15 protein-coding genes and 1 pseudogene are annotated in these 21279 nt (G+C 57.5%); 5 read left to right on the top strand and 11 right to left on the bottom strand.

The window, feature by feature from the left end; genetic code table 11:
• Window positions 1–35: 35 nt before the first annotated feature.
• From entF to fes, 3 genes are read right to left on the bottom strand one after another with little or no spacing between them, the layout of a single operon-like run.
• Window positions 36–3893, bottom strand: a complete 3858-nt coding sequence (entF, locus tag KGP24_RS06290; RefSeq protein WP_223562726.1) for an enterobactin non-ribosomal peptide synthetase EntF — start codon at window positions 3891–3893, stop codon at window positions 36–38.
• On the bottom strand, window positions 3890–4102 hold the full coding sequence (locus KGP24_RS06285; protein WP_223562725.1) for an MbtH family NRPS accessory protein: 213 nt from the start codon (window positions 4100–4102) through the stop codon (window positions 3890–3892). Before KGP24_RS06285 ends, entF begins: the two co-directional genes overlap by 4 nt.
• Window positions 4103–4112: 10 nt before the next feature.
• Entirely contained in the window at window positions 4113–5312 is a 1200-nt protein-coding gene (fes, locus tag KGP24_RS06280; protein ID WP_223562724.1) for an enterochelin esterase, read from the bottom strand.
• 145 nt (window positions 5313–5457) lie between these two features.
• On the opposite strand from fes, the gene KGP24_RS06275 reads away from it, so the two are divergent.
• Together KGP24_RS06275 and entD are read left to right on the top strand one after the other, a co-directional pair.
• A complete protein-coding gene (locus tag KGP24_RS06275) occupies window positions 5458–7698 on the top strand; it encodes a TonB-dependent siderophore receptor (RefSeq protein ID WP_223562723.1) in 2241 nt (746 codons plus the stop codon).
• Between the two features lie 85 nt (window positions 7699–7783).
• Window positions 7784–8467: an enterobactin synthase subunit EntD gene (gene entD / locus KGP24_RS06270; protein WP_223562722.1), complete on the top strand. Its 684-nt coding sequence runs from the start codon at window positions 7784–7786 to the stop codon at window positions 8465–8467.
• 41 nt (window positions 8468–8508) lie between these two features.
• Here the strand turns inward: entD and KGP24_RS06265 are convergent.
• The 8 genes and pseudogenes from KGP24_RS06265 to betT all read right to left on the bottom strand — a co-directional run.
• Window positions 8509–8658, bottom strand: a pseudogene (locus KGP24_RS06265) (metal ABC transporter permease); the annotation flags it as partial.
• A 24-nt stretch (window positions 8659–8682) separates the two neighbouring features.
• Window positions 8683–9663, bottom strand: a complete 981-nt coding sequence (locus KGP24_RS06260) for a fimbrial protein (RefSeq protein ID WP_223562721.1) — start codon at window positions 9661–9663, stop codon at window positions 8683–8685.
• 77 nt (window positions 9664–9740) lie between these two features.
• Window positions 9741–12104 carry a fimbria/pilus outer membrane usher protein gene (locus KGP24_RS06255; RefSeq protein WP_223562720.1) on the bottom strand — a complete coding sequence of 788 codons (2364 nt, stop codon included), beginning with the start codon at window positions 12102–12104 and terminating at the stop codon, window positions 9741–9743.
• A gap of 172 nt (window positions 12105–12276) precedes the next feature.
• On the bottom strand, window positions 12277–12957 hold the full coding sequence (locus tag KGP24_RS06250) for a molecular chaperone (protein ID WP_223562719.1): 681 nt from the start codon (window positions 12955–12957) through the stop codon (window positions 12277–12279).
• Between the two features lie 57 nt (window positions 12958–13014).
• Window positions 13015–13569: a fimbrial protein gene (locus KGP24_RS06245; protein WP_223562718.1), complete on the bottom strand. Its 555-nt coding sequence runs from the start codon at window positions 13567–13569 to the stop codon at window positions 13015–13017.
• Window positions 13570–13672: 103 nt separating this feature from the next.
• A complete protein-coding gene (locus KGP24_RS06240; RefSeq protein ID WP_223562717.1) occupies window positions 13673–14269 on the bottom strand; it encodes a hypothetical protein in 597 nt (198 codons plus the stop codon).
• A gap of 33 nt (window positions 14270–14302) precedes the next feature.
• The gene (locus tag KGP24_RS06235) at window positions 14303–14683 is read right to left on the bottom strand and encodes a hypothetical protein (protein ID WP_025912684.1); all 381 of its coding nucleotides are present in this window, start codon (window positions 14681–14683) and stop codon (window positions 14303–14305) included.
• Between the two features lie 679 nt (window positions 14684–15362).
• A complete protein-coding gene (gene betT / locus KGP24_RS06230) occupies window positions 15363–17396 on the bottom strand; it encodes a choline BCCT transporter BetT (protein ID WP_223562716.1) in 2034 nt (677 codons plus the stop codon).
• Between the two features lie 128 nt (window positions 17397–17524).
• On the opposite strand from betT, the gene betI reads away from it, so the two are divergent.
• From betI to betA, 3 genes are read left to right on the top strand one after another with little or no spacing between them, the layout of a single operon-like run.
• Window positions 17525–18112, top strand: a complete 588-nt coding sequence (gene betI, locus KGP24_RS06225) for a transcriptional regulator BetI (protein ID WP_223563455.1) — start codon at window positions 17525–17527, stop codon at window positions 18110–18112.
• A 13-nt stretch (window positions 18113–18125) separates the two neighbouring features.
• Window positions 18126–19598, top strand: a complete 1473-nt coding sequence (gene betB, locus KGP24_RS06220) for a betaine-aldehyde dehydrogenase (RefSeq protein ID WP_223562715.1) — start codon at window positions 18126–18128, stop codon at window positions 19596–19598.
• Between the two features lie 13 nt (window positions 19599–19611).
• Window positions 19612–21276 carry a choline dehydrogenase gene (gene betA, locus KGP24_RS06215; RefSeq protein WP_223562714.1) on the top strand — a complete coding sequence of 555 codons (1665 nt, stop codon included), beginning with the start codon at window positions 19612–19614 and terminating at the stop codon, window positions 21274–21276.
• Window positions 21277–21279 lie beyond the last annotated feature (3 nt).

Genomic DNA, 21279 nt, shown 5'->3' with positions numbered 1-21279 from the left:
CCGTGGGAGAGCGTTAGGGTGAGGGGCTGTTAACGCTATCCCAATATATCCCTCAACACCGGCCCTATTTTCTCAAACGCCTGCGGTGAAATGATATCCACGTGGGCGCAGTCCTGGCTGTACGTCTCAAGCTCCGCCACCCACGGCGCCCAGGCGACCTGCGGTTCCATCGTTCGGGTGCGCTCGGCGACAAACAGCGTCGCTTTGCCGTCAAACCGCGCGCTGTGCGCCGTGGTTAACAACCGCACCGCGTCGGCGTAGTTGCCCTCGATAGCGTTAAACAGCTCGCTGGAGCCCTGCCCCTGCTGAGCGGCGATAAACGCCTGACGCTCGCGCTCGATTTCCGCCAGCACGTCCGGGTCGAGGCCGTTGGCCTCTTTCTCCGCCCAGTTCTGGGTTTCCGGCGGCCAGGTGTCCAGCAGGCCTAGGAAGGCCACCTCTTCACCCTGCTCGCGCAGACGGGCGGCAATACCCTGCGCCAGCGTGCCGCCGAGGGAGTAGCCGAACAGATAATACGGCCCCTGCGGCTGCTGCTGACGCAGCGAATTCAGATGATGCTCAATTACCCCATCCAGATCCGCGCACTGCTGCATCGGCCCCTCCGGGCGCGGCGACTGAATGCCGGTAATCGACCAGCGCGGGCTGAGGTAGCGCGCCAGCACGCTAAACTGCCAGGCAAAGCCGGACGCCGGGTGGAAGCAGAACAGCGTTGGGCCGTCGCTTTCCCTCAGCGGCAGAAGTGTTTCATACCCCAGACGCTGCGCCTGCTCGTCGCTCATCTGCGAGTCCAGCAGCGCGCTGAGCTTGCTGACCGTGGAGGCGACCATAATCTGCCCCGGCGTAACCTTGCGCTCGAACGCGCGGCTAAGCTGTGCCGCCAGGCGCATCGCCAGCAGCGAGTGGCCGCCGAGGGCAAAGAAGTCGGCGTCGATATCGTTGACCTCGCAGCCCAGCAGGGCAGAAAACGCCTGCGCGACGGCAATTTCGGTTTCCGTCTCCGGCGCGCGCCCGGAGGTTTTACTCGTGAGTTCCGGCAGCGGCAGCGCCCTGCGGTCCAGCTTGCCGTTGGCGCTGAGCGGCAGCGCGCTGATTTGCAGCAGCACCACCGGCACCATGTGCGGCGGCAGCTTTGCTTTGAGCGATTCCAGCAGCGCGTCGCGATCCAGCGGTAAGCTGGATTCAGAAACCACATACCCCACCAGCTGGCGGGCATCGCCGCCGGTTGCCGCCGCCTGGTTGAACACGCAGGCGTGCGCCACGGCCTGGGCTACGTCCGGCAGCGACAGCAGCGCCCGGTCGATTTCGCCGAGCTCAATGCGCTGGCCGCGGATTTTTAGCTGATCGTCGCTGCGGCCGAGATATTCCACCGCGCCGTTGTCCAGCCAGCGGGCCACGTCACCGGTGCGGTACATCCTCTCGCCGGGGGCGAACGGGTCGGCAATAAAGCGGCTGGCGGTAAGGTCCGGACGGCCCAGATACCCCTGCGCCAGCTGAATGCCGGTGAGATACAGATCGCCCGCCACGCCGAACGGCACCGGGCGCATCATCGCGTCCAGAATGCGCAGCCCCGTGTTCCACACCGGGAAGCCGATCGGAACGCTGTTGCCTTCCACCGCCGCCAGCTCGGGGCCATAAGCCGGATACCAGCTGACGTCAACCGCCGCTTCGGTTGGGCCATAGAGGTTGTGCAGCGGCGCACGGGTGAGCTGCTCCCACTCGCGGCACAGCTCGGTTGGCAGCGCTTCGCCGCTGCAGAACACCTGCTTAAGCGTGCTGCAGCAGTCGACGTTTTCCGGCGTCAGCGAGGCGACAAACGCCGCCAGCATCGACGGTACGAAGTGGGTGGTGGTCACGCCGTACTGCGCAAAAAAGCTCTGCATCGCCTGCGGATCGCGGTGCGCGTCCGGCTCGGCCATCACCAGCTTCGCCCCGGCGATAAACGGCCACCAGAACTCCCACACCGACACGTCAAAGCTGCACGGCGTTTTCTGCGCCACCACGTCCGTCGCGTCCAGCGGGTAATGGTCCTGCATCCACTTCAGGCGGTTAACGATGGCGGTATGGCCGACCATGACCCCTTTCGGGCGCCCCGTCGAACCGGAGGTAAAGATGATGTACGCGGTCTGCTCCGGCTTCGCCAGCCGCAGCGGTTCAGCACCCGCAGCCGGTAAAAGTGTGTTGTAACTAAACGCCGTAATCGACAGATCGCTAAAGCGCGGGAGCTGCTCGTCGGTGGTAATGAGCAGGGACGGCTTCGCGTCTTCGAGCATCATCCGCAGGCGGTCGTCCGGGTAGCCGGTATCCAGCGGCAGCCACGCGGCACCGGCCTCGACGATGCCGTGCAGCGCCAGCGTCAGGAACACCGATCGCGGCAGTGCCACCGCCACGCTGTCGCCCGACTTCACGCCGCGCGCGCGCAGCAGGTTTGCCAGCGCGACCACCTGCTCGCGCATCTGACGATAGTTCAATTCGACGTTTGCATCTGCCAGCGCGGGAGCGTCCGGCGTTTTGCTCGCCTGCTCCGCCACCAGATCCGCCAGCGTGGCAGACGGTAAGGCCAGCCCGGTATCGTTGATGCGCGCAAGCTGCGCGTATTCCTGCTCTGAAACGGTTTCCACTTCGCCGCAGCGCAGATCCGGGTTAGCCGCAAACTGCATCAGCATCGCGTTCAGACGCGCGACGTGACGGGAAAGCGTCGCTTCATCGTAACGCTGTTTATTGGCGAGGATCTCAATACTCAAGCCACCCTGCTCGTCCGGGAACAGCGCCAGCTCCAGATCGTTCACCGGGCCGGTTGCCAGCGTGTGGGTGATGGCCTCCACGCCGTCGATATCCAGCTGATAATCGAACACCTTCACGTTCAGCACCGGGCCAAACAGGGCTTCATCGCCTGCGGCACGCCCGCTGTCGCGCACGATCTGCTCGGCGTCGTAGCGCTGATGGCGGCGCATTTTTTTCAGCTGGTTCGCCAGGCGCAGCGCCAGCTCCGGCAGGCTCTCCTGAGGATTGATATTCACCGCCAGCGGCAGGACGTTAAGCACCGGCCCGGTCGCGGTCAGCGCGGCGGAGCCCATGCGGCGCATAAAGATAAACCCGGCGGCATAGTCCAGCCGTCCGGTCAGGCGGCCCAGCCACAGCGCCACCAGCGCCAGGGCCAGATCGGTACGCTGCGCCTGCCCTGCCGCCTGCGCAAGCTGGCTAAAGGCGCGGCCGTCGGCAGCGATTTTCAGGCGCAGGATATCGGTAGTGGCGGCGCGTCCCGGCAGCGGCGCGGAAGAGAGCGAGACCGGAGAAGGAAGCTGCCTGCGCTGCTCCGCCCAGAAGGCGCCGTCGCGCTGATACGCCTCGCTGTCGCGATAGCGCTGATACTCTTCCACCACTCCGGCAAATGGCGTAAACGGGGAGGCAGGCGTCGACTCCCCCTTCTTCCACGCGGCGTAAATCGTGGCGATCTGGCGGGTAATTGCCGGGAAGCTGAAGCCATCCACCACCAGATGATGATAGCGCTGATACCAGTACCAGTGGCTTTCACCCACCTGAATCAGCTGATGAAACGCCAGCGGCTGGCCGCTGTCGACGCGCAGGTTTTGATTGAGATCGGCCTCCATCAGCGCCACGGCGTCGTCGTGAGAGGCAACGCGAACGATGGACGGCTCCGGCAGAATGAAGGTGTCATCCACCCACTGCCACACCTCGCCGTTTTCTTCTGCAAAACGCATGCGCAGGGTATCGGCCTGCATCATGCCTTCAGCGATGGCTTTTGCCAGCAATGGCGCGTCGATATCGCCTTTCAGCTCGGTGTAATGCGCCACGCTCCAGGCGTTTGGCAGCGTGGACAGCTGTTCCGCCATCCAGATCCCCGGCTGGGCGGCGACGAGAGGAAGACGGTTCATGCGCTCCCCTCCGCAAAATGGGACGGTTCAAGCGTGCGCCAGTGCCCGGCCAGCCACTGCTGGCACCCCTCCTGAGACTGCGCTTCGCACACCACGCGCCACCCCGCCGGCAGTTCGCACTGCTGCGGCCACAGGCTGTACTGCCCACGGTCGTTTTGCAAAATGGCGAACTGTCCCTGCGGATTATCGAAAGGATTGCTGAATTCCATACAGACTCCGTTATTGAATGAGCGGCTGCCATAGGGTCATCAGCCCCTGCGTCAGCCCACCGCGCCAGCAAAGCGCATCGTGTCCGCCGTCAACCTGACGCCAGGAAACCTGCTGCTGCGCGTGTAGTTCGGCGTAAATCGCCTGATTGGCATTGAAAATCAGCGGCTCGTTGCGCCCGGCTTCGAGGACGATACGCAGCCCGCTCGCGGTGAGCTCACCGGCTCTGAGCTGTTCGATGAGGCACCCTTCCTGCTGCCCACCGCGGTGCGGCCACCAGTACGAGCCGGACTGGCTCAGCACGCAGCCAAAACGCTGCGGCCAGTTGAGGCCAGCATAAAGCGAAGAGAGTCCGCCAAAGCTCTGGCCCGCCACCACGGTACGGTCGGCGCGGTCACTGAAGGGCGCGAGATGTTTTACAAGGGGGAGAAGTTCTTCCTGTACCGCCAGCCAGAAATCGGGGTTACAGGGCAATTCGCGGCTGCGATGTTCCATGTCGATCGCGTCAATTAATACGTAGACCGCAGAGGGCAGTTTGCGCCCGGTGGTGAGCGACGTCAGCGCAGGCCAGACGGGCATACTTTCGGCCCAGAACTGCCCGTCGAGCAGCACCGCCAGCGGGCGCTCGGGGCCGTCATATCCGGTGGTAAAAATCCACACGCGGCGACGGTTGTTGAGACGCTCGCTGTTCCACTCAATGCAGACCGGCTGTTGATACGGCGTATCGGGACGATCCCAGCCGGGCTGAACGGGCGCGTCCGGCATCTCCAGCGCCGAGACGGCATGACCGCGACCGCCGCGCCAGCTCTGCGCATTCAGCGGGTCGGAAACCGCGTGCGGCAGCAGCTTGCGCCAGCCTTCGCGCAGCGCCATGCGGTCCGGCTGCTCGCCTTCAAACACGGTATCGGCAAAATCATTTTCGTTTACAGAAGGGATAAAACAGTAGCTCCCGCGCCACTCGGGGCTGAACTCGCCCTGCCACTGCCAGACGTCGGTATCCGGGATGCGTTCGAGGGACTGCGGGCGGGCATGTTGATGGTGATCGGTCACGCCGGTAACGTAGAGCCAGACGCGTTTAACCGTCGACGTTTTCTGCGTTCCCGCCGGGTCCCGCCACCAGAATGTCACACGATAGTTTTCCTGATGACGTTCCCATTCAGGCCCGTTTTTCGACTGCCACCACGCTTCACTTCCCGTTGTTAACGTCGTCACCCTTATAACCTCATGTTTAACAGTCTTTTTTGTTTCAGGACAAATTTTATTGATAATATTATTGATAACTATTTGCATTTGCAATAGCGTAATGCCCGCGCTGTGGGAAGCGCGTTCATAGATAACCATAAAAGCGGGACGTACAATGAATAAGAAGATTCACTCTCTGGCCTTGCTGGTCAATTTAGGGATTTATGGTGTCGCGCTGCCCGCAATGGCAGACGACAACACCGCCTCTGCGCAGCACGAAGACACCATGGTCATCACCGCCGCCGAGCAGAATTTGCAGGCGCCGGGCGTGTCGACCATCACCGCCGATGAAATTCGCAAAAACCCGCCCGCGCGCGACGTGGCGGAAATCATCCGCACCATGCCGGGCGTTAACCTGACAGGGAACTCCACCAGCGGCCAGCGCGGAAACAACCGTCAGATTGACATCCGCGGCATGGGGCCGGAAAACACCCTGATCCTGATCGACGGCAAGCCGGTCACCAGCCGTAACTCCATCCGTCTGGGCTGGCGCGGCGAACGCGACACCCGCGGCGATACCGGCTGGGTGCCGCCGGAGATGATCGAGCGCATCGAAGTGATCCGTGGTCCGGCAGCCGCGCGCTACGGCAACGGCGCGGCAGGCGGCGTGGTGAACATCATTACCAAAAAATTCGACGACCAGTGGCACGGCTCCTGGAACACCTACCTGAACGCGCCTGAGCACAAGGACGAAGGTTCCACCAAACGCACCAACTTCAGCCTGAGCGGCCCGCTGGGCGGCGACTTCAGCTTCCGCATGTTCGGTAACCTGGACAAAACCCAGGCCGACGCGTGGGACATCAACCAGGGCCACCAGTCCGATCGTACCGGTACCTACGCGAACACGCTGCCCGCGGGCCGCGAGGGTGTAGAAAACAAAGACATCAACGGCGTGGTGCGCTGGGACTTTGCGCCGATGCAGTCACTGGAATTTGAGGCGGGCTACAGCCGCCAGAACAACCTCTACGCGGGCGATACCCAGAACACCAACAACGACAACGCGCTGGTGAAGAAGAACTACGGCAAAGAGACTAACCGTATCTATCGCCAGAACTTCGCCGTGACCTGGAACGGCGGCTGGGATAACGGCATTACCACCAGCAACTGGGCGCAGTACGAGCACACCCGCAACTCCCGTCTGGGCGAAGGGCTGGCGGGCGGCCTGGAAGGGCTGTTCAACAGTAATAAATTCACCGACACCGATCTGGCCGACGTGATGCTGCACAGTGAAATCAACCTGCCGATTGATTTCCTCGTCAACCAGAACCTGACGCTGGGCACCGAGTGGAACCAGCAGCGCATGAAGGACTCGACCTCCTTCACCCAAACCCAGCAGGGCGGCACCATCCCGGGCATGAGCAACGACCGCAGCCCGTACACCTCGGCGGAGATTTTCTCCCTGTTCGCCGAAAACAACATGGAGCTGACCGACAGCACCATGCTGACCCCTGCCCTGCGCTTCGATCACCACACCATCGTCGGCAACAACTGGAGCCCGTCCCTGAACCTGTCGCAGGGTCTGGGTGATGACTTCACGCTGAAGATGGGGATCGCGCGCGCCTACAAAGCGCCGAGCCTGTACCAGACCAACCCAAACTACCTGCTCTACAGCAAAGGCCAGGGCTGCTACGCAAGCTCTGACGGTGTGGGCTGCTATATGATGGGCAATGACGATCTGAAAGCGGAAACCAGCATCAACAAAGAGATCGGTCTGGAGTGGAAACGCGACGGCTGGCTGGCGGGCGTGACCTGGTTCCGCAACGACTATCGCGACAAGATTGAAGCGGGCTACGCGCCGATTGGTCACACCTCTTCCGGTAAAGTACAAACCGATATCTACCAGTGGGAAAACGTTCCGAAAGCGGTAGTCGAAGGGCTGGAAGGCTCCCTGAACGTGCCGGTCAGCGACACGATCAACTGGACCAACAATATCACCTACATGCTGCAGAGCAAGAACAAGGAGACCGGCGACCGTCTGTCGATCATTCCGGAGTACACGCTGAACTCCACTCTCAGCTGGCAGGTTCATCAGGACGTTTCGCTCCAGTCGACCTTTACCTGGTACGGCAAGCAGCAGCCGAAGAAGTACAACTACAAAGGTCAACCAGTTACCGGGTCTGAAAAAGACGAAGTCAGCCCGTACAGCATCGTTGGCCTGAGCGCGACCTGGGACATGACCAAAAACGTCAGCCTGACCGGCGGCGTGGATAACGTCTTCGACAAGCGTCAGTGGCGCGCGGGTAATGCCCAGACCACCGGTAATGCCACCACCGGTGCGTATATGTACGGTGCGGGGGCCTACACGTATAATGAGCCGGGCCATACCTGGTACATGAGCGTGAATACGCGCTTCTGATTCAGGCAGTAACTCCTCCCTCTCCCTATGGGAGAGGGGCGGGGTGAGGGCATCAGGCCGCACTATTTGATGAAAGAGGAAAAACATGCACACCACCCACAGCACATTTTCTCTTGCCGGCCACACCGTCTACTACGTCACCTTCGACCCAACCACCTTCACCGATGCCGATCTCCTCTGGCTCCCCCACTACGCTGAGCTTTCAAACGCCGGACGCAAACGCAAAGCCGAGCATCTGGCTGGCCGCATCGCCGCCGCGCATGCGCTCGGTGGGATAAATGAACGTGCGGTTCCCGGCATCGGCCCCAGCGGCGAACCGCTCTGGCCGGAAGGCGTTTCGGGGAGCATCACCCACAGCGGCACGCAGGCGATGGCTGTTGTGACATGCGACCATCCGGCGCTTATCGGCATCGATTGCGAAACGATCCTCCCCGAAGATGAAGCCCGGGAAATAAAAGACGGCGTCATTGATGCCCAGGAAGAGATCCTCCTTTCCCGCTCAGGTTATTCGTTCTCCCTCGCCCTGACGCTGGCGTTTAGCGCCAAAGAGAGCCTGTTCAAAGCTCTCTTTCCGCAGGTGCAATCCTGGATGGGTTTTGACAGCGCTCGCGTCACACAGCTCGACGATAAGACGCTTACGCTGGCATTGACCCGTCAACGCGCGGGCTATGCCAAAGGCACCGCCTTCACCCTTCACTGGCAACAGCACGGCGAACAGGCGATCACCCTGCTGTCACGCTCTCCTGCCGACGCGCCTTCGCGCTGGTAACCACAAGCGTCATGATAAACACCACCTGGAACAGCACGACAATGGTCGAGATGCATTCTGGGCTCGACGGCAATACAGAGCCTCAACCCGGCACCAAACATGCCGGAAAAAACGATCCCCATAACCTCATTCTGCCTGATTAGGCGGTTATCTTTCAGGTATTCGGTGGATACCGCGCAGAACAGAGCGGACGCGAGGGCATTTCAAATAAAGCGTTAACGATAGGTCATAGTAAACGACGCCGTGGCGCTCACCGAGCCTGATCGCGCATTTGCAGAGGTCATGTAATACGCGGCCGTAAAGGGAATATTGACGATTTCCCCCGCCGAGGTCGTCGTGCCGTATTTAATAAGCTTGCCGAACTGTACGGGCGAATCGTTATATTTTAGCTGAATGCCCAAGCCTGTAGCCGTCGAACTGCTGTTTAGCCCTAATACTCCGTTAACAGGATCGGCAAGCGGGCTGACGTTATCCAGCGTCACATTCACTGCGGTCTGTTCACTACAGATAAGCGGTATGGAAAATGTCACCGGATTCTGGGTGCTGCCGACGCCGTTAAACTTCGGTAATAACGCAATCCCCATATTAATATTCAAATTTTTATCTTCAATCTGACAGGATGCGGTGCTGATATTTATCGGCGAAAATATATATTTAAAAAGCGGCAGGCGCACAATGTTGTTACTCCTCGGTGTGCTGTATTCCATATTTAGCGTCAGAGCGGGTATTGAGCCCGTCGCCGGGGTGGTGCTGGTTTTGATCAGCTCAAAGGTATCCGTGAACGTTGATACACCATTCTGGAGGATCCCTCGCCTCCAGCTCGGGTTATTGAGGTCCATTCTGGTGACAAACTCGCTGCTTTGCGTGGTGCTGGAAAAGTTCTTCCACCGGATGCCGATGCCCGGAACCTCTGTCGCTCGCACGTTTGCCAGCGGCGAGGCGCCGTAATCCGCATTCGCCCCGGAGAGCTGAATAAACCACGAGCCATCGTATCCAATTTGCTGCCCCTCAGGGTCACATGTTATGGGAGCACTGGTGATAATCGTTGCTAATACCGTTCCAACGGGCGCATCCCGCTGAACAACAATATTTTGATCGAAGTTGACCGCTACGTCGTTTGCAGAACACAGCGCAAAAGCATTCAGAGAGACAGCGCACCCCGCGGCTGCCGTCGCGATTTTAAATACGGTGGACATTATATGTTCCTTCATTTCAGGCGAGGCGCAGGCCTCCTCCCGTAAAAGTAATAATGCGCATTAACGCAATGAGAAATTTAACGACACGCCACAGTGGTACGCTGAATTTTACCCGGTAAGGCGTTCAAGTTTATTTTGGCGCGGCAGGTTTTCGCTCCCCACTGTACCGTTATGCTGTCACCGTCGTTCAGGCCGCTCATATAGACCTCTCCGTCGCTCCCGACAATGCTCATCGCATCGCTTCCGTTGAGCTTTACCATGGCCCCAAAGGGCACCGGCGAGTTCTGATACAGCAGCGTTATCAGGGCCCGGAACCCCGTTCGCGCGTTGAACGTCGCGCGCACCACGGCACCGCGCGTAGGTACGACGTTGACTACGGATTCGTCCACATCCACGTCCGGCCCCAGCGAACCGATGTCTATCGCAATCCGGTTTTCCTGATAGGCGCTGGCATAGGGCACTACCGCATATCCGCGCCAGTCCGTTTTAACGCCAGGGTTATTGCGCACGCTCACGCCTGGCGCGCCCTGCGCTTCCAGCAGCACGACGGTATCCCCCAGCGGCTGAGAGAACGTCACGCCATGCTCGTGGCCGACAATCCCCCCCTGCAGGCCGAAGTTCAGCTGACTGTTCTGTCGGCTGTAGTTGTAGCCTGCGCTTACGGTGCCGTAGCCGCCTTTATAGGTTCCGCTTAGGGAGCTTCTCGATTCCCCGCCAGAAGATGTATAGCCCTGCTGGACCAGGTAGCTCAGGTTATTATCGGCGAGTGCGGTGCCGCTCAGACCCACCTGGTGCGTTTCAGGACCGTTCTTTTGCATATTTACGCTATAGCTGGCCCAGCTTTGCGGCAGCCATTTGCTCAGCGGCACCTGGAGGTTAAAGGCTACAATCTGGTCCTTACGGTCTTTGCCCGGCGTTTCGCTGTAGGTGTAGCCGAGCGAGTAATTGATATCGCGAATACTGGTGTTAAAGCCGGTGCTGACGTTGCGCTCATAGCCCTGTCTGCTCCAGTAGTCCTGCTGGTATGCCGAAATATAAAAGTTCCCCCAGCTTTGCAGCGACTGGCTGAGGTTGAGCTGCAGTCGGCTTCGCTTGTTGTAACGCTGGCTGCTGAATTCATTCACTTCCTGAAAGGTATAAAACCCTTCCGTGGAGTAGCGATAGCTGGCGAGCGTCACGGTGGTATCGGTCGTGGCCACCGTTTTTGAATACTGCACCCGATAGGACTGCCCCCGGCTACGGCGATTTTTCTCCTCAACGAGCTGGCTCTCGGCAAGGGTAACGTCTGCCGACAGTGAGCCTATATCGCCAAAGCCGAGGCCGGAACCGAGCACGCCGGACGCATAGTTATTTGCCCCCAGGACGCCGCCGTACAGCGTGAGATTATTGGAAAGGCCATAGGCCAGCGTGCCCAGGCCGAATGTGGGCGTATGTGCCCCATGCTTCGTGGATCGAAACTCCCCCGCGCTCAGCGCATACTTCACGCGGCCTTCCCGCAGCATGACGGGAACCGCGGAGAAAGGCTGCACGAAGTGCTGGACGCTGCCGTCGGCTTCGGTGACAACAATGTCCAGATCGCCGCTCGCTGACGTAGGATAGAGATCGCGAATGACAAAGCTACCAGGCGCCACGTAGGTTTGATAAACCGTGTAGCCGTTTTGCTTCACGGTAACCGTGGCGTTGGTGCGGGCGATCCCCCGAATGATAGGGGCGAAGCCGCGCATGCTTTCCGGCAGCATGGTGTCATCGGAAAAAATTTGCGCGCCGCGAAACATCACGCTGTCAAACACGTCGCCGGGGGTGCTGGTTTCCCCCACCTGAAACTGCCCTCTCAAAAACTGGACGTCGCGGCTCAGGGTCGTATTCAACGATGAAAAGAACTGTTTTCCGTTGTTCTTCGTCACGGTGCTGTAGTTACGCAGGCGCCACGGCCCCGCATTAATACCGCTTTGCAGATTGGTATAAAGCTGATCCTGCTTCTCACCGTCCCTGCTCCAGCTGCGCGAGCCGTTGATGCTGTAATTTACCAGCAGTGCAGAAATGCCCTGGTTCCAGCGCGACGGGTCAACCGTGCCGCGTGCCCGCGCGTTAAGCGCCGATTGAGGGATAGAGATATCCAGCCTCTGCCTGTCAAAATCCAGCCGGGTGGAGGCATCCGGTATAAATGCGCCGGGATCGGTAATTATCGCCTCGGCAGGCAGCATGGATAATTCAGGAAATGCCTTGACCCTGACACCGAGTGTTTCCAGCACGCCACGGTTAAGCTCCGGCGCCAGCCCGACGCCGTTAATAGATACAAAAGAGATATTTTCCGTTCGGATGTAATTTTCATTAAGCCATATTTCCACCCTGTAGGTGCCGGGTAACTGCTCTCCCCGCTCGAAGCGGCCCAGATCGATGCCCTGAGAAGTCGAGTGTGTTTTTTCTAGCGCATCGGCCATGAAATAGAGTTCGTCCGCGGCTGCGGGAAAAACGCCCGAAATAAAAAGCGCTATCGTCGAGAGTCGACTTACGCGGTTAGGCCACGAGCCAGAGAAAAAACCATATCGAGAAAAAGGAACAGTATTCACTTTGCTTACCTGCGCGAGTGACATAGCGTATTGTTGATATTTTTTATTTCAGCATCTGGCGCTTTTCTGTCGTTACGCCACCAAAATCATTTATGGCCTTCCAGGCCACCTGCGATCCACTGCCGGCCACCGTTTCGGAACCAAAGGGTGAAATCATTGGCGGCTGCGCAATCTTTTTATTGCCAATCGTTAATGAATAAAGAGAAACGTAGAACGGCGTTGGGTTATTAATCACCAGGTGTTCGCCGCGCGGCTCAAACTTTAATTTCATCCATGCTTCACCGGATTTTTCTGACGCCAGAGCCGCAGGGCGATAGAAAAGCTTCATGCGCGTCTTAACGGCAATAAGCAGCCGATTTTCATCTGACCGGGTCATTGAGGGAATAGACTTAACGTTTAGCCAAAAAACAGATTCGCGATTATCAGGCAGCGCTTTTTCACCGGTATAAATGATCCGCAGCGTATTTTCATGGCCTCCGTCGAGGCGGAACAGGGGCGGCGTAACGATAAAAGGAACCTTCTCCTTCGCGTTTTCACTTAACTCAACCCATGACTGAATTAAATAGGGAACAGCATCCCGACTGTTACTCACAGGGAGTGAGGCTTCGTTTTCATTTCCATTATAAATTAAGCGCGTCCCCCCGACGGTTATGCTGGCCTGAACCGGCAAAGAGAGCAGGCAAGCGCCTAATAACACAATCGTTCGAATAAGTTGGCTCATCATACGTTCCCTTTATTTCAGCAAGAGACAACGGGGCGTACCTTTAGTACGCCCGAAATATTACTGATAGGTAATGGTAAAATCTGACGTCGCGTTTGCCGTACCCGCCACCACGGCAGCCTGCGTTGCCTTATATTTAGCCACGAAGGTCATCTTATTGCTGTTTGCGGCATCTTCGCCTGCGCTGGTGTCAAGAGTGACGCTCTTCGACTGGGTAGCCAGAGGGATCGCGGTAATGCCGTCCTCTTCGTAAAACGCAACGCCAACGCCTTTCGCCGTTTGATCGCTGTTCAGCGCAAGAATACTGGTGTCAGAGCTGTCCGCAGTACCATCAAACTTAATGGCGGCAGAGGTCACGGCCGCGGGGCAATTGTTCAACACAATGCTGAAGCGGGTTGCGGCAGCAACAGATCCGGCCGCGCTAAACGAGCTTTTAGGGATTTTCCCAAGGTTAACGGTTTGATTCGCCGTATTGGTATCAATCGTACAGGCCGAATCAAGGATTGTGCCGGTAAAATTAATTTTTCCATCGGCCGCCTGAGCGGCAAAGGTGATTCCGCTTACGGCTGCGGCCGCCAGTACATTACGAATTACACGGGTAACTTTAGTTTGCATAGCTTTATCCTTAGGATTGAACATTATCTGCATTGACGTCATGTCAATGCAGGAACAGCGGAATAAGTCCGCTAAACCAGTTAATGTATTATTTACTGCCCAGTCAGGCTGATTTTAAACAAGGATGTTGATAAGCCTGAGTGGATAAAATGACGATGAGCTGCTTCATCTCTGAACTGCTGCATAATGCAAGTCGTTTTCTTAAATAGTAGTTTTTATTTATGTCATCGCGGTCATTACAACGATATTCCCCGGTCGATGCATCGTACAACTTCATCAGAAAGTCCAGATGTTCTGGCGATAATTTTTCCGATAACCTGTCGTAAATAACATCGGCTACCTCCCAGGGTTGTTCCGTTGCGGGGAGTTTCGTTGCGCGGTCGCAAAGCGCCTTCAACTCTTTGATCGTCGTAACCAGCCAGAACAGTTTTAAATAGCTGTTGCCTGTATTTTCTTCTGGCGAAATAAAATAGGTTCGTCGCGATAACCCTCTGGCCGCGAGCCGAGAATATAACCACCTTATGTTTTCTGTTGTTTCATCTATAGCATCAATCAATATGCAAGGCTTATCCAGGATCGTTGCACAGACAATAAACTCAAGGCGGTTATCAAAAAAGAATACCGCTTTGTCCGCTGAGGATAAGCCCTTAATGGCCTGCCTCATCGTAAAATTCCGAGTAAACACCAGTAACGTCGTCAACGTTCATTCCTTTTTTTAACTCACATAACATGATTAAGATGAAGTTTTGACAACATATATGCGTTCTAAACAAGACCGATCGATTACATAAGCTTTTCCATCAACCCTTGCAAAGGGATACCGCTCAAAGCCGACGGTATTAAACGCATTTTGAATTTTTTTAATCATGGACAGCAGATAAGACCTGGAGCACCGCAACCCATGATCTTCAAAAACATGTACGATGATGTCATTATCGTAGACAATTCCTTCATCCATTCCTGACAATAAATACTCAAACAATCTGGCTTTCGTCGTGCCAAATCTTTTGATTCGGCCATTTTTGATATTAATTAGCGTACGTGTTGTTGGCCTGTATTCCAGATGCTGGAAAATGGTGTATCCATACAGAAGTTCGTCAGAGACAAAAGGCACAACCACTCCTTAGGGGCTTATCGTTCTCATTTCTATGACATCTCCTCCTCCCTGCTGGGTAAATCAGCGTTCGCCTGATTTGTAGAAGATGGTATTTGAATGAAGAAAATGTGACAATGAGACAACTTTATCAAGATAAAAAAACACCATTTTTACTTTATCAACAACATTCAACTAATAGATTGACATTATTAAGTATAAAATCCTTTTTGATAAAAAAATGTATAAACCAAACACTAATTTTTAACATAATCATTACACAAGCATATTCACCCATTATATTTAACAAAATAGAACAAAATTCCAAACAAGAAAGAATCAATAAGTCAAATCAATAAGTTAGTAGGGTAAAGAAGGGTAATTAAACCTTCTCTTAATAGGGTTAATTTAAGATTATTCATGACAAAACTTTGAATTTTAGTAAAACGCCTACTACAAAATCTGAAGTTTCTTTACGAAAACCTAACACCAGCTCGTCAAAAAACAAAAAAACTTCTTTAAAATCATATAACTTTTGGAAAAACGCATTCAGATCAATTTTTTTGATGAAAATTAACAATATTCTGGCGTATTTCTTCTTTCCTCCTCCTGATGAGTTCTGCCAGCAAACTTAAGTGATAAAAAAAGGCAAGTGCCGTTAGACACTTGCCTTATATTGCGCGTTTGTAGAAAAAGTGACTTACGTATCAGGGAACATCACGCTATTCCCCGGCGCTTCCCTGTGCAGATGGATAAAGTTCAGGTGCCGTTCATACTGGTCCAGAATGTCCGTAATCACCTGCTCCTTGCTGTAATCCATCAAATCATTCCCCTGGCTTCCTTCCAGCAGGAAGGTCTCCAGCCGGTAGTAGGTCGACTTCCCGCTGCGCGCCCGGTAGGTAAAGCCAGGCACCGAGTACTGCTGCGGCCAGATTTGATAGACAAAGTTCTGCTCGTCGCCCATGTGCACCAGCAGATCCAGGTGCCCCAGGGTCTCGCCCTCCTCCGGCGGCAGGTTTTTCAGCTCCACGTAGGCGCCGCGCAGCTTCAGCTCCTGCGCTACCTCTTCCATCGCCGGGAAGCAGACCGTCTCCATCATCTGTTTGGTGTAGCGCGTGCCGGGGTAGTTCATCAGGCGCGACAGGCGTTTCTTCCAGCTCAGCCTGTCCTGCGCGCCCATCGGACGCGGCGCGGTGTCGCGGCTGGCGCTGACGCGGCGGTAGTCTTCCACCTTGAGCGATTTATACAGCCCGGCCATGACGAAGAAGATGACGAAGCTGAACGGCAGGCCCATGATCACCGTGGTGTTCTGCAACGCCGAAATACCGTTGGTCATCAGCATGCCGAGCGTCAGCAGGCCGATGGCGACGGACCAGAAGATGCGCAGCCAGTTCGGCGCGTCGCTGTTGATGTCTTTAAGCTTCGAGGTGAAGTTGCCCAGCACCAGGGCGCCGGAATCCGCCGAGGTAACGTAGAACAGCAGGCCGGTGATGGTCGCCACGGAGGCGCTAAAGGTAAACGCCGGGTACTGCGCCAGCAGGCTATAGAAGCCGCGCTCCGGGTGCGCCATCGCTTCCTGCGCGAAGTTCGCGTTGCCGTGGATGATCTCGTGCAGCGCGCTGTTGCCGAAGATTGACAGCCACAGCAGGGTAAAGGTGAACGGGATAATCAGCGTGCCCATCACAAACTGTCGGATGGTGCGGCCACGTGAAATACGCGCCAGGAACAGGCCGACAAACGGCGACCACGCCACCCACCACGCCCAGAAGAACAGCGTCCAGTTGTTCATCCACTCCACCGGACGGTCGAAGGCGAAGCTGTTCAGCGTCATGCCCATAAAGCGGTTCACGTAGTCACCCACGTTCAGCACTAAGGCATTGAGCAGGAACGAGGTATCGCCCATAAACAGCACGAACAGGATCAGGCCCAGCGCCAGCGCCACGTTCAGCTCGGAGAGCACGCGGATGCCCTTGTCGACGCCGGAGGTCACCGAAATGGTGGCGATAATCACCGACAGCGCAATCAGCGCCGCCTTTGCCGCCATCGAATCAGGAATATCAAACAGCACGCTCAGGCCGTAGTTGAGCTGCACCACGCCAATCCCGAGCGTCGTCGCGATACCAAAGATGGTGCCGATCACCGCCGCGATATCAACGCTGTGGCCAATCGGACCGTTAATCTTTTTACCGAAGATCGGGTAGAGCGCGGAGCGGATGGTAAGAGGCAAATTATAACGATAGCTAAAGTATCCGAGCGCCATGCCCATCAGGGCGTACATCGACCAGCCGGTCAGGCCGTAGTGGAACAGCGTCCAGACCATCGCCTGGCGCGCGGCCTCCATCGTCTGCCCTGCCCCTTCCGGCGGCTGCATATACTGCGTGACCGGTTCCGCCACGGAGAAGAACATCAGGTCGATGCCGATGCCCGCGGCAAACAGCATTGCGGCCCAGCTCAACAGGCTGAACTCGGGCTTGGACTGCTCAGGCCCGAGCTTCACCGAACCGAAGCGCGAGCAGGCAATGCAGACAACAAAAACAATATAGAGCGTTGCCGCCAGCAAATAATACCAGCCGAAGGTCTTCGACACCCAGTTCAGGGTGCGCCCAATCCACTCGGCAGAAAAATCACGAAAGAAGATCGTCGTCAGGGAAAACAACAAAATCAGCCCGGCGGACGTATAAAAAACGACCGGGTTGATTTTGTCTTTTTCTCTGTCTTGTGAAAGGTCTGTCATCCAGTATCCCCACTGTTTTTGTAACTATTAAAATCCAAATCCGCAACAATTAAGACACATTTTATATTGAACGTCCAATCAAAAACCGCTTTAATGTATTACCAACGCTGATGAATGGAGTGGCAAAAATGCCCAAAGTGGGGATGCAGCCGATCCGGCGCAGGCAGCTTATCGACGCCACGCTGGAAGCAATAAATGAAGTGGGAATGCATGACGCGACGATCGCGCAGATCGCCCGTCGGGCGGGCGTTTCCACGGGGATCATCAGTCACTACTTCAAAGACAAAAACGGTCTGCTGGAAGCGACCATGCGCGACATCACCGGCCAGCTGCGGGACGCGGTATTGAGCCGCTTACGCGCCCTGCCGGACGGCTGCGCGGAGCAGCGCCTGCAGGCGATTGTCGGCGGCAATTTTGATGAAACCCAGACCAGCAGCGCGGCAATGAAGGCCTGGCTGGCCTTCTGGGCAAGCAGCATGCACCAGCCGATGCTCTACCGCCTGCAGCAGGTAAGCAGCCGCCGTCTGCTGTCGAACCTGGTGTACGAGTTCCGCCGGGAACTGCCGCGCGAGCAGGCCCAGGAGGCGGGCTACGGGCTGGCGGCGCTGATCGACGGGCTGTGGCTGCGCGCGGCCCTGAGCGGCAAACCGCTGGATAAAACCCTGGCGCAATCGCTCACCAGCCACTTTATCAGCCAGCATTTACCGACCGAATAACCGAGGAGAATTTATGTCCCGAATGGCAGAACAGCAGCTTTATATCAATGGTGGTTATACCTCCGCCACCAGCGGTCGCACCTTCGAGACCATCAACCCGGCCAACGGTGACGTTCTGGCGACCGTACAGGCCGCCGGGCGCGAAGACGTCGATCGCGCCGTGGAAAGCGCACAGCGCGGGCAGAAGATCTGGGCGGCGATGACCGCCATGGAACGCTCGCGCATCCTGCGTCGCGCCGTGGATATCCTGCGCGAGCGCAACGACGAGCTCGCAAAGCTGGAAACCCTCGACACCGGTAAAGCATATTCCGAAACCTCAACCGTGGACATCGTCACCGGCGCGGACGTGCTGGAGTACTACGCGGGGCTGATCCCGGCGCTGGAAGGCAGCCAGATCCCGCTGCGTGAGACCTCATTCGTCTACACCCGCCGCGAGCCACTGGGCGTGGTGGCGGGCATCGGGGCGTGGAACTACCCGATCCAGATCGCCCTGTGGAAATCCGCTCCGGCGCTGGCGGCGGGCAACGCGATGATCTTCAAGCCGAGCGAGGTCACCCCGCTCACCGCCCTGAAGCTTGCGGAGATCTACACCGAAGCGGGCCTGCCGGACGGCGTGTTTAACGTCCTGCCGGGCGTGGGCGCGGAGACCGGCCAGTACCTGACCGAACATCCGGGTATCGCGAAAGTCTCCTTCACCGGCGGCGTCGCCAGCGGCAAAAAGGTGATGGCCAACTCGGCGGCCTCGTCCCTGAAAGAGGTGACGATGGAGCTGGGCGGCAAATCCCCGCTGATTATTTTCGACGATGCCGATCTGGATCTCGCGGCAGACATCGCCATGATGGCGAACTTCTTCAGCTCCGGCCAGGTATGCACCAACGGCACCCGCGTGTTCGTGCCCGCGAAATTCAAGGCTGCGTTTGAGCAAAAAATCGTTGAGCGCGTGGGCCGCATACGCGCGGGCGATCTGTTCGATGAACGCACCAACTTTGGTCCGATGGTCAGCTTCCCGCACCGCGACAGCGTGATGCGCTACATCGCCAAAGGCAAAGAGGAAGGCGCGCGCGTGCTGTGCGGCGGCGACGTGCTGAAGGGCGAAGGCTTTGACAACGGCGCGTGGGTCGCCCCGACCGTGTTCACCGACTGCACGGACGAGATGACCATCGTGCGCGAGGAGATCTTCGGCCCGGTGATGTCCATCCTCACCTACGAATCCGACGAAGAAGCCATTCGCCGCGCCAACGACACCGACTACGGTCTGGCGGCGGGCATCGTCACGGCCGACCTGAACCGCGCGCACGGTGCTATTCATCAGCTCGAAGCGGGCATCTGCTGGATCAACACCTGGGGTGAATCCGCCGCAGAGATGCCGGTTGGCGGCTACAAACACTCCGGCATTGGCCGCGAGAACGGCGTCATGACGCTGCAGAGCTACACCCAGGTGAAGTCCATCCAGGTTGAGATGGGTAAATTCCAGTCCATATTTTAACCGGGAGGTTTATTTGCAATTTGACTACATCATTATCGGTGCCGGCTCTGCCGGCAACGTACTCGCAACGCGACTGACCGAAGATCCGAACACCACCGTGCTGCTGCTTGAGGCAGGCGGGCCGGATTATCGCTTTGACTTCCGCACCCAGATGCCCGCCGCGCTGGCGTTCCCGCTGCAGGGCAAGCGCTACAACTGGGCGTATGAAACCGAGCCAGAGCCGTACATGAACAACCGCCGCATGGAGTGCGGGCGCGGCAAAGGGCTGGGCGGCTCGTCGCTGATCAACGGCATGTGCTACATCCGCGGTAACGCGATGGACCTCGACCACTGGGCCAAAGAGCCGGGTCTGGAGCACTGGAGCTACCTCAACTGCCTGCCCTACTACCGCAAGGCCGAGACGCGCGACGTGGGGCCGAACGACTATCACGGCGGCGACGGTCCGGTGAGCGTCACCACCTCTAAGCCGGGCGTGAACCCGCTGTTTGAGGCGATGGTGGAAGCGGGCGTGCAGGCGGGCTATCCGCGCACCGACGATCTCAACGGCTACCAGCAGGAGGGCTTTGGCCCGATGGATCGCACGGTCACGCCGCAGGGCCGACGCGCCAGCACCGCGCGCGGCTATCTGGATCGGGCGAAGCAGCGTCCGAACCTGACCATCCGCACCCATGCCATGACCGATCGCATCCTCTTTGAGGGCAAGCGCGCGGTGGGCGTCGAGTGGCTGGAGGGCGAAAGCACCATCCCGTCCAAAGCGACGGCGAATAAAGAGGTGCTGCTGAGCGCCGGGGCGATCGCCTCCCCGCAGATCCTCCAGCGTTCCGGCGTGGGCAACGCTGACCTGCTGAAGCAGTTCGATATCCCGCTGGTACACGACCTGCCCGGCGTGGGCGAAAACCTGCAGGATCACCTGGAGATGTACCTCCAGTACGAATGCAAAGAGCCGGTTTCCCTCTACCCTGCCCTGCAGTGGTGGAACCAGCCGAAAATTGGCGCCGAGTGGCTGTTTGGCGGCACCGGCGTGGGCGCGAGCAACCACTTCGAAGCGGGCGGGTTTATCCGCAGCCGAGAAGAGTTCGAATGGCCTAACATTCAGTACCACTTCCTGCCGGTAGCGATTAACTACAACGGCTCGAACGCGGTAAAAGAGCATGGCTTCCAGTGCCACGTTGGCTCCATGCGCTCCCCGAGCCGAGGGCACGTTCGCATCAAGTCGCGCGATCCGCACCAGCATCCGGCGATCCTGTTCAACTATATGTCACACGAGCAGGACTGGCAGGAGTTCCGCGACGCTATCCGCATCACCCGCGAGATCATGCACCAGCCCGCGCTGGACAAGTACCGCGGCCGTGAAATCAGTCCGGGTATTGAATGCCAGACCGACGAGCAGCTGGACGAGTTCGTGCGTAACCATGCCGAAACCGCCTTCCACCCGTGCGGCACCTGCAAGATGGGTTATGACGAGATGGCGGTGGTCGACGGCGAAGGCCGCGTTCACGGACTGGAAGGGCTGCGCGTGGTGGATGCGTCGATCATGCCGCAGATCATTACCGGCAACCTGAACGCCACCACCATTATGATTGGCGAGAAGGTTGCCGACGCCATTCGCGGGCGCGAGCCGCTGGCGAAGAGCACGGCGGCGTATTATGTGGCGAACGGAGCGCCGGTAAGAAGCTAAGTC

It is taken from the genome of Enterobacter sp. JBIWA008 (genome assembly GCF_019968765.1).
GTDB lineage: Bacteria > Pseudomonadota > Gammaproteobacteria > Enterobacterales > Enterobacteriaceae > Enterobacter.
Note: the sequence above shows the minus strand (reverse complement) of the source record. Positions and strands in the feature narration are given on the sequence as shown.

What these genes read in the sequence shown, in the direction of transcription:
- KGP24_RS06255 (WP_223562720.1), bottom strand. Translation starts at nt 12,104, where the DNA reads ATGGCCGATGCGCTAGAAAAAACACACTCGACTTCTCAGGGCATCGAT.
- entF (WP_223562726.1), bottom strand. Translation starts at nt 3,893, where the DNA reads ATGAACCGTCTTCCTCTCGTCGCCGCCCAGCCGGGGATCTGGATGGCG.
- betT (WP_223562716.1), bottom strand. Translation starts at nt 17,396, where the DNA reads ATGACAGACCTTTCACAAGACAGAGAAAAAGACAAAATCAACCCGGTC.
- KGP24_RS06275 (WP_223562723.1), top strand. Translation starts at nt 5,458, where the DNA reads ATGAATAAGAAGATTCACTCTCTGGCCTTGCTGGTCAATTTAGGGATT.
- KGP24_RS06245 (WP_223562718.1), bottom strand. Translation starts at nt 13,569, where the DNA reads ATGCAAACTAAAGTTACCCGTGTAATTCGTAATGTACTGGCGGCCGCA.
- entD (WP_223562722.1), top strand. Translation starts at nt 7,784, where the DNA reads ATGCACACCACCCACAGCACATTTTCTCTTGCCGGCCACACCGTCTAC.
- KGP24_RS06250 (WP_223562719.1), bottom strand. Translation starts at nt 12,957, where the DNA reads ATGATGAGCCAACTTATTCGAACGATTGTGTTATTAGGCGCTTGCCTG.
- betI (WP_223563455.1), top strand. Translation starts at nt 17,525, where the DNA reads ATGCCCAAAGTGGGGATGCAGCCGATCCGGCGCAGGCAGCTTATCGAC.
- KGP24_RS06285 (WP_223562725.1), bottom strand. Translation starts at nt 4,102, where the DNA reads ATGGAATTCAGCAATCCTTTCGATAATCCGCAGGGACAGTTCGCCATT.
- betB (WP_223562715.1), top strand. Translation starts at nt 18,126, where the DNA reads ATGTCCCGAATGGCAGAACAGCAGCTTTATATCAATGGTGGTTATACC.
- KGP24_RS06260 (WP_223562721.1), bottom strand. Translation starts at nt 9,663, where the DNA reads ATGTCCACCGTATTTAAAATCGCGACGGCAGCCGCGGGGTGCGCTGTC.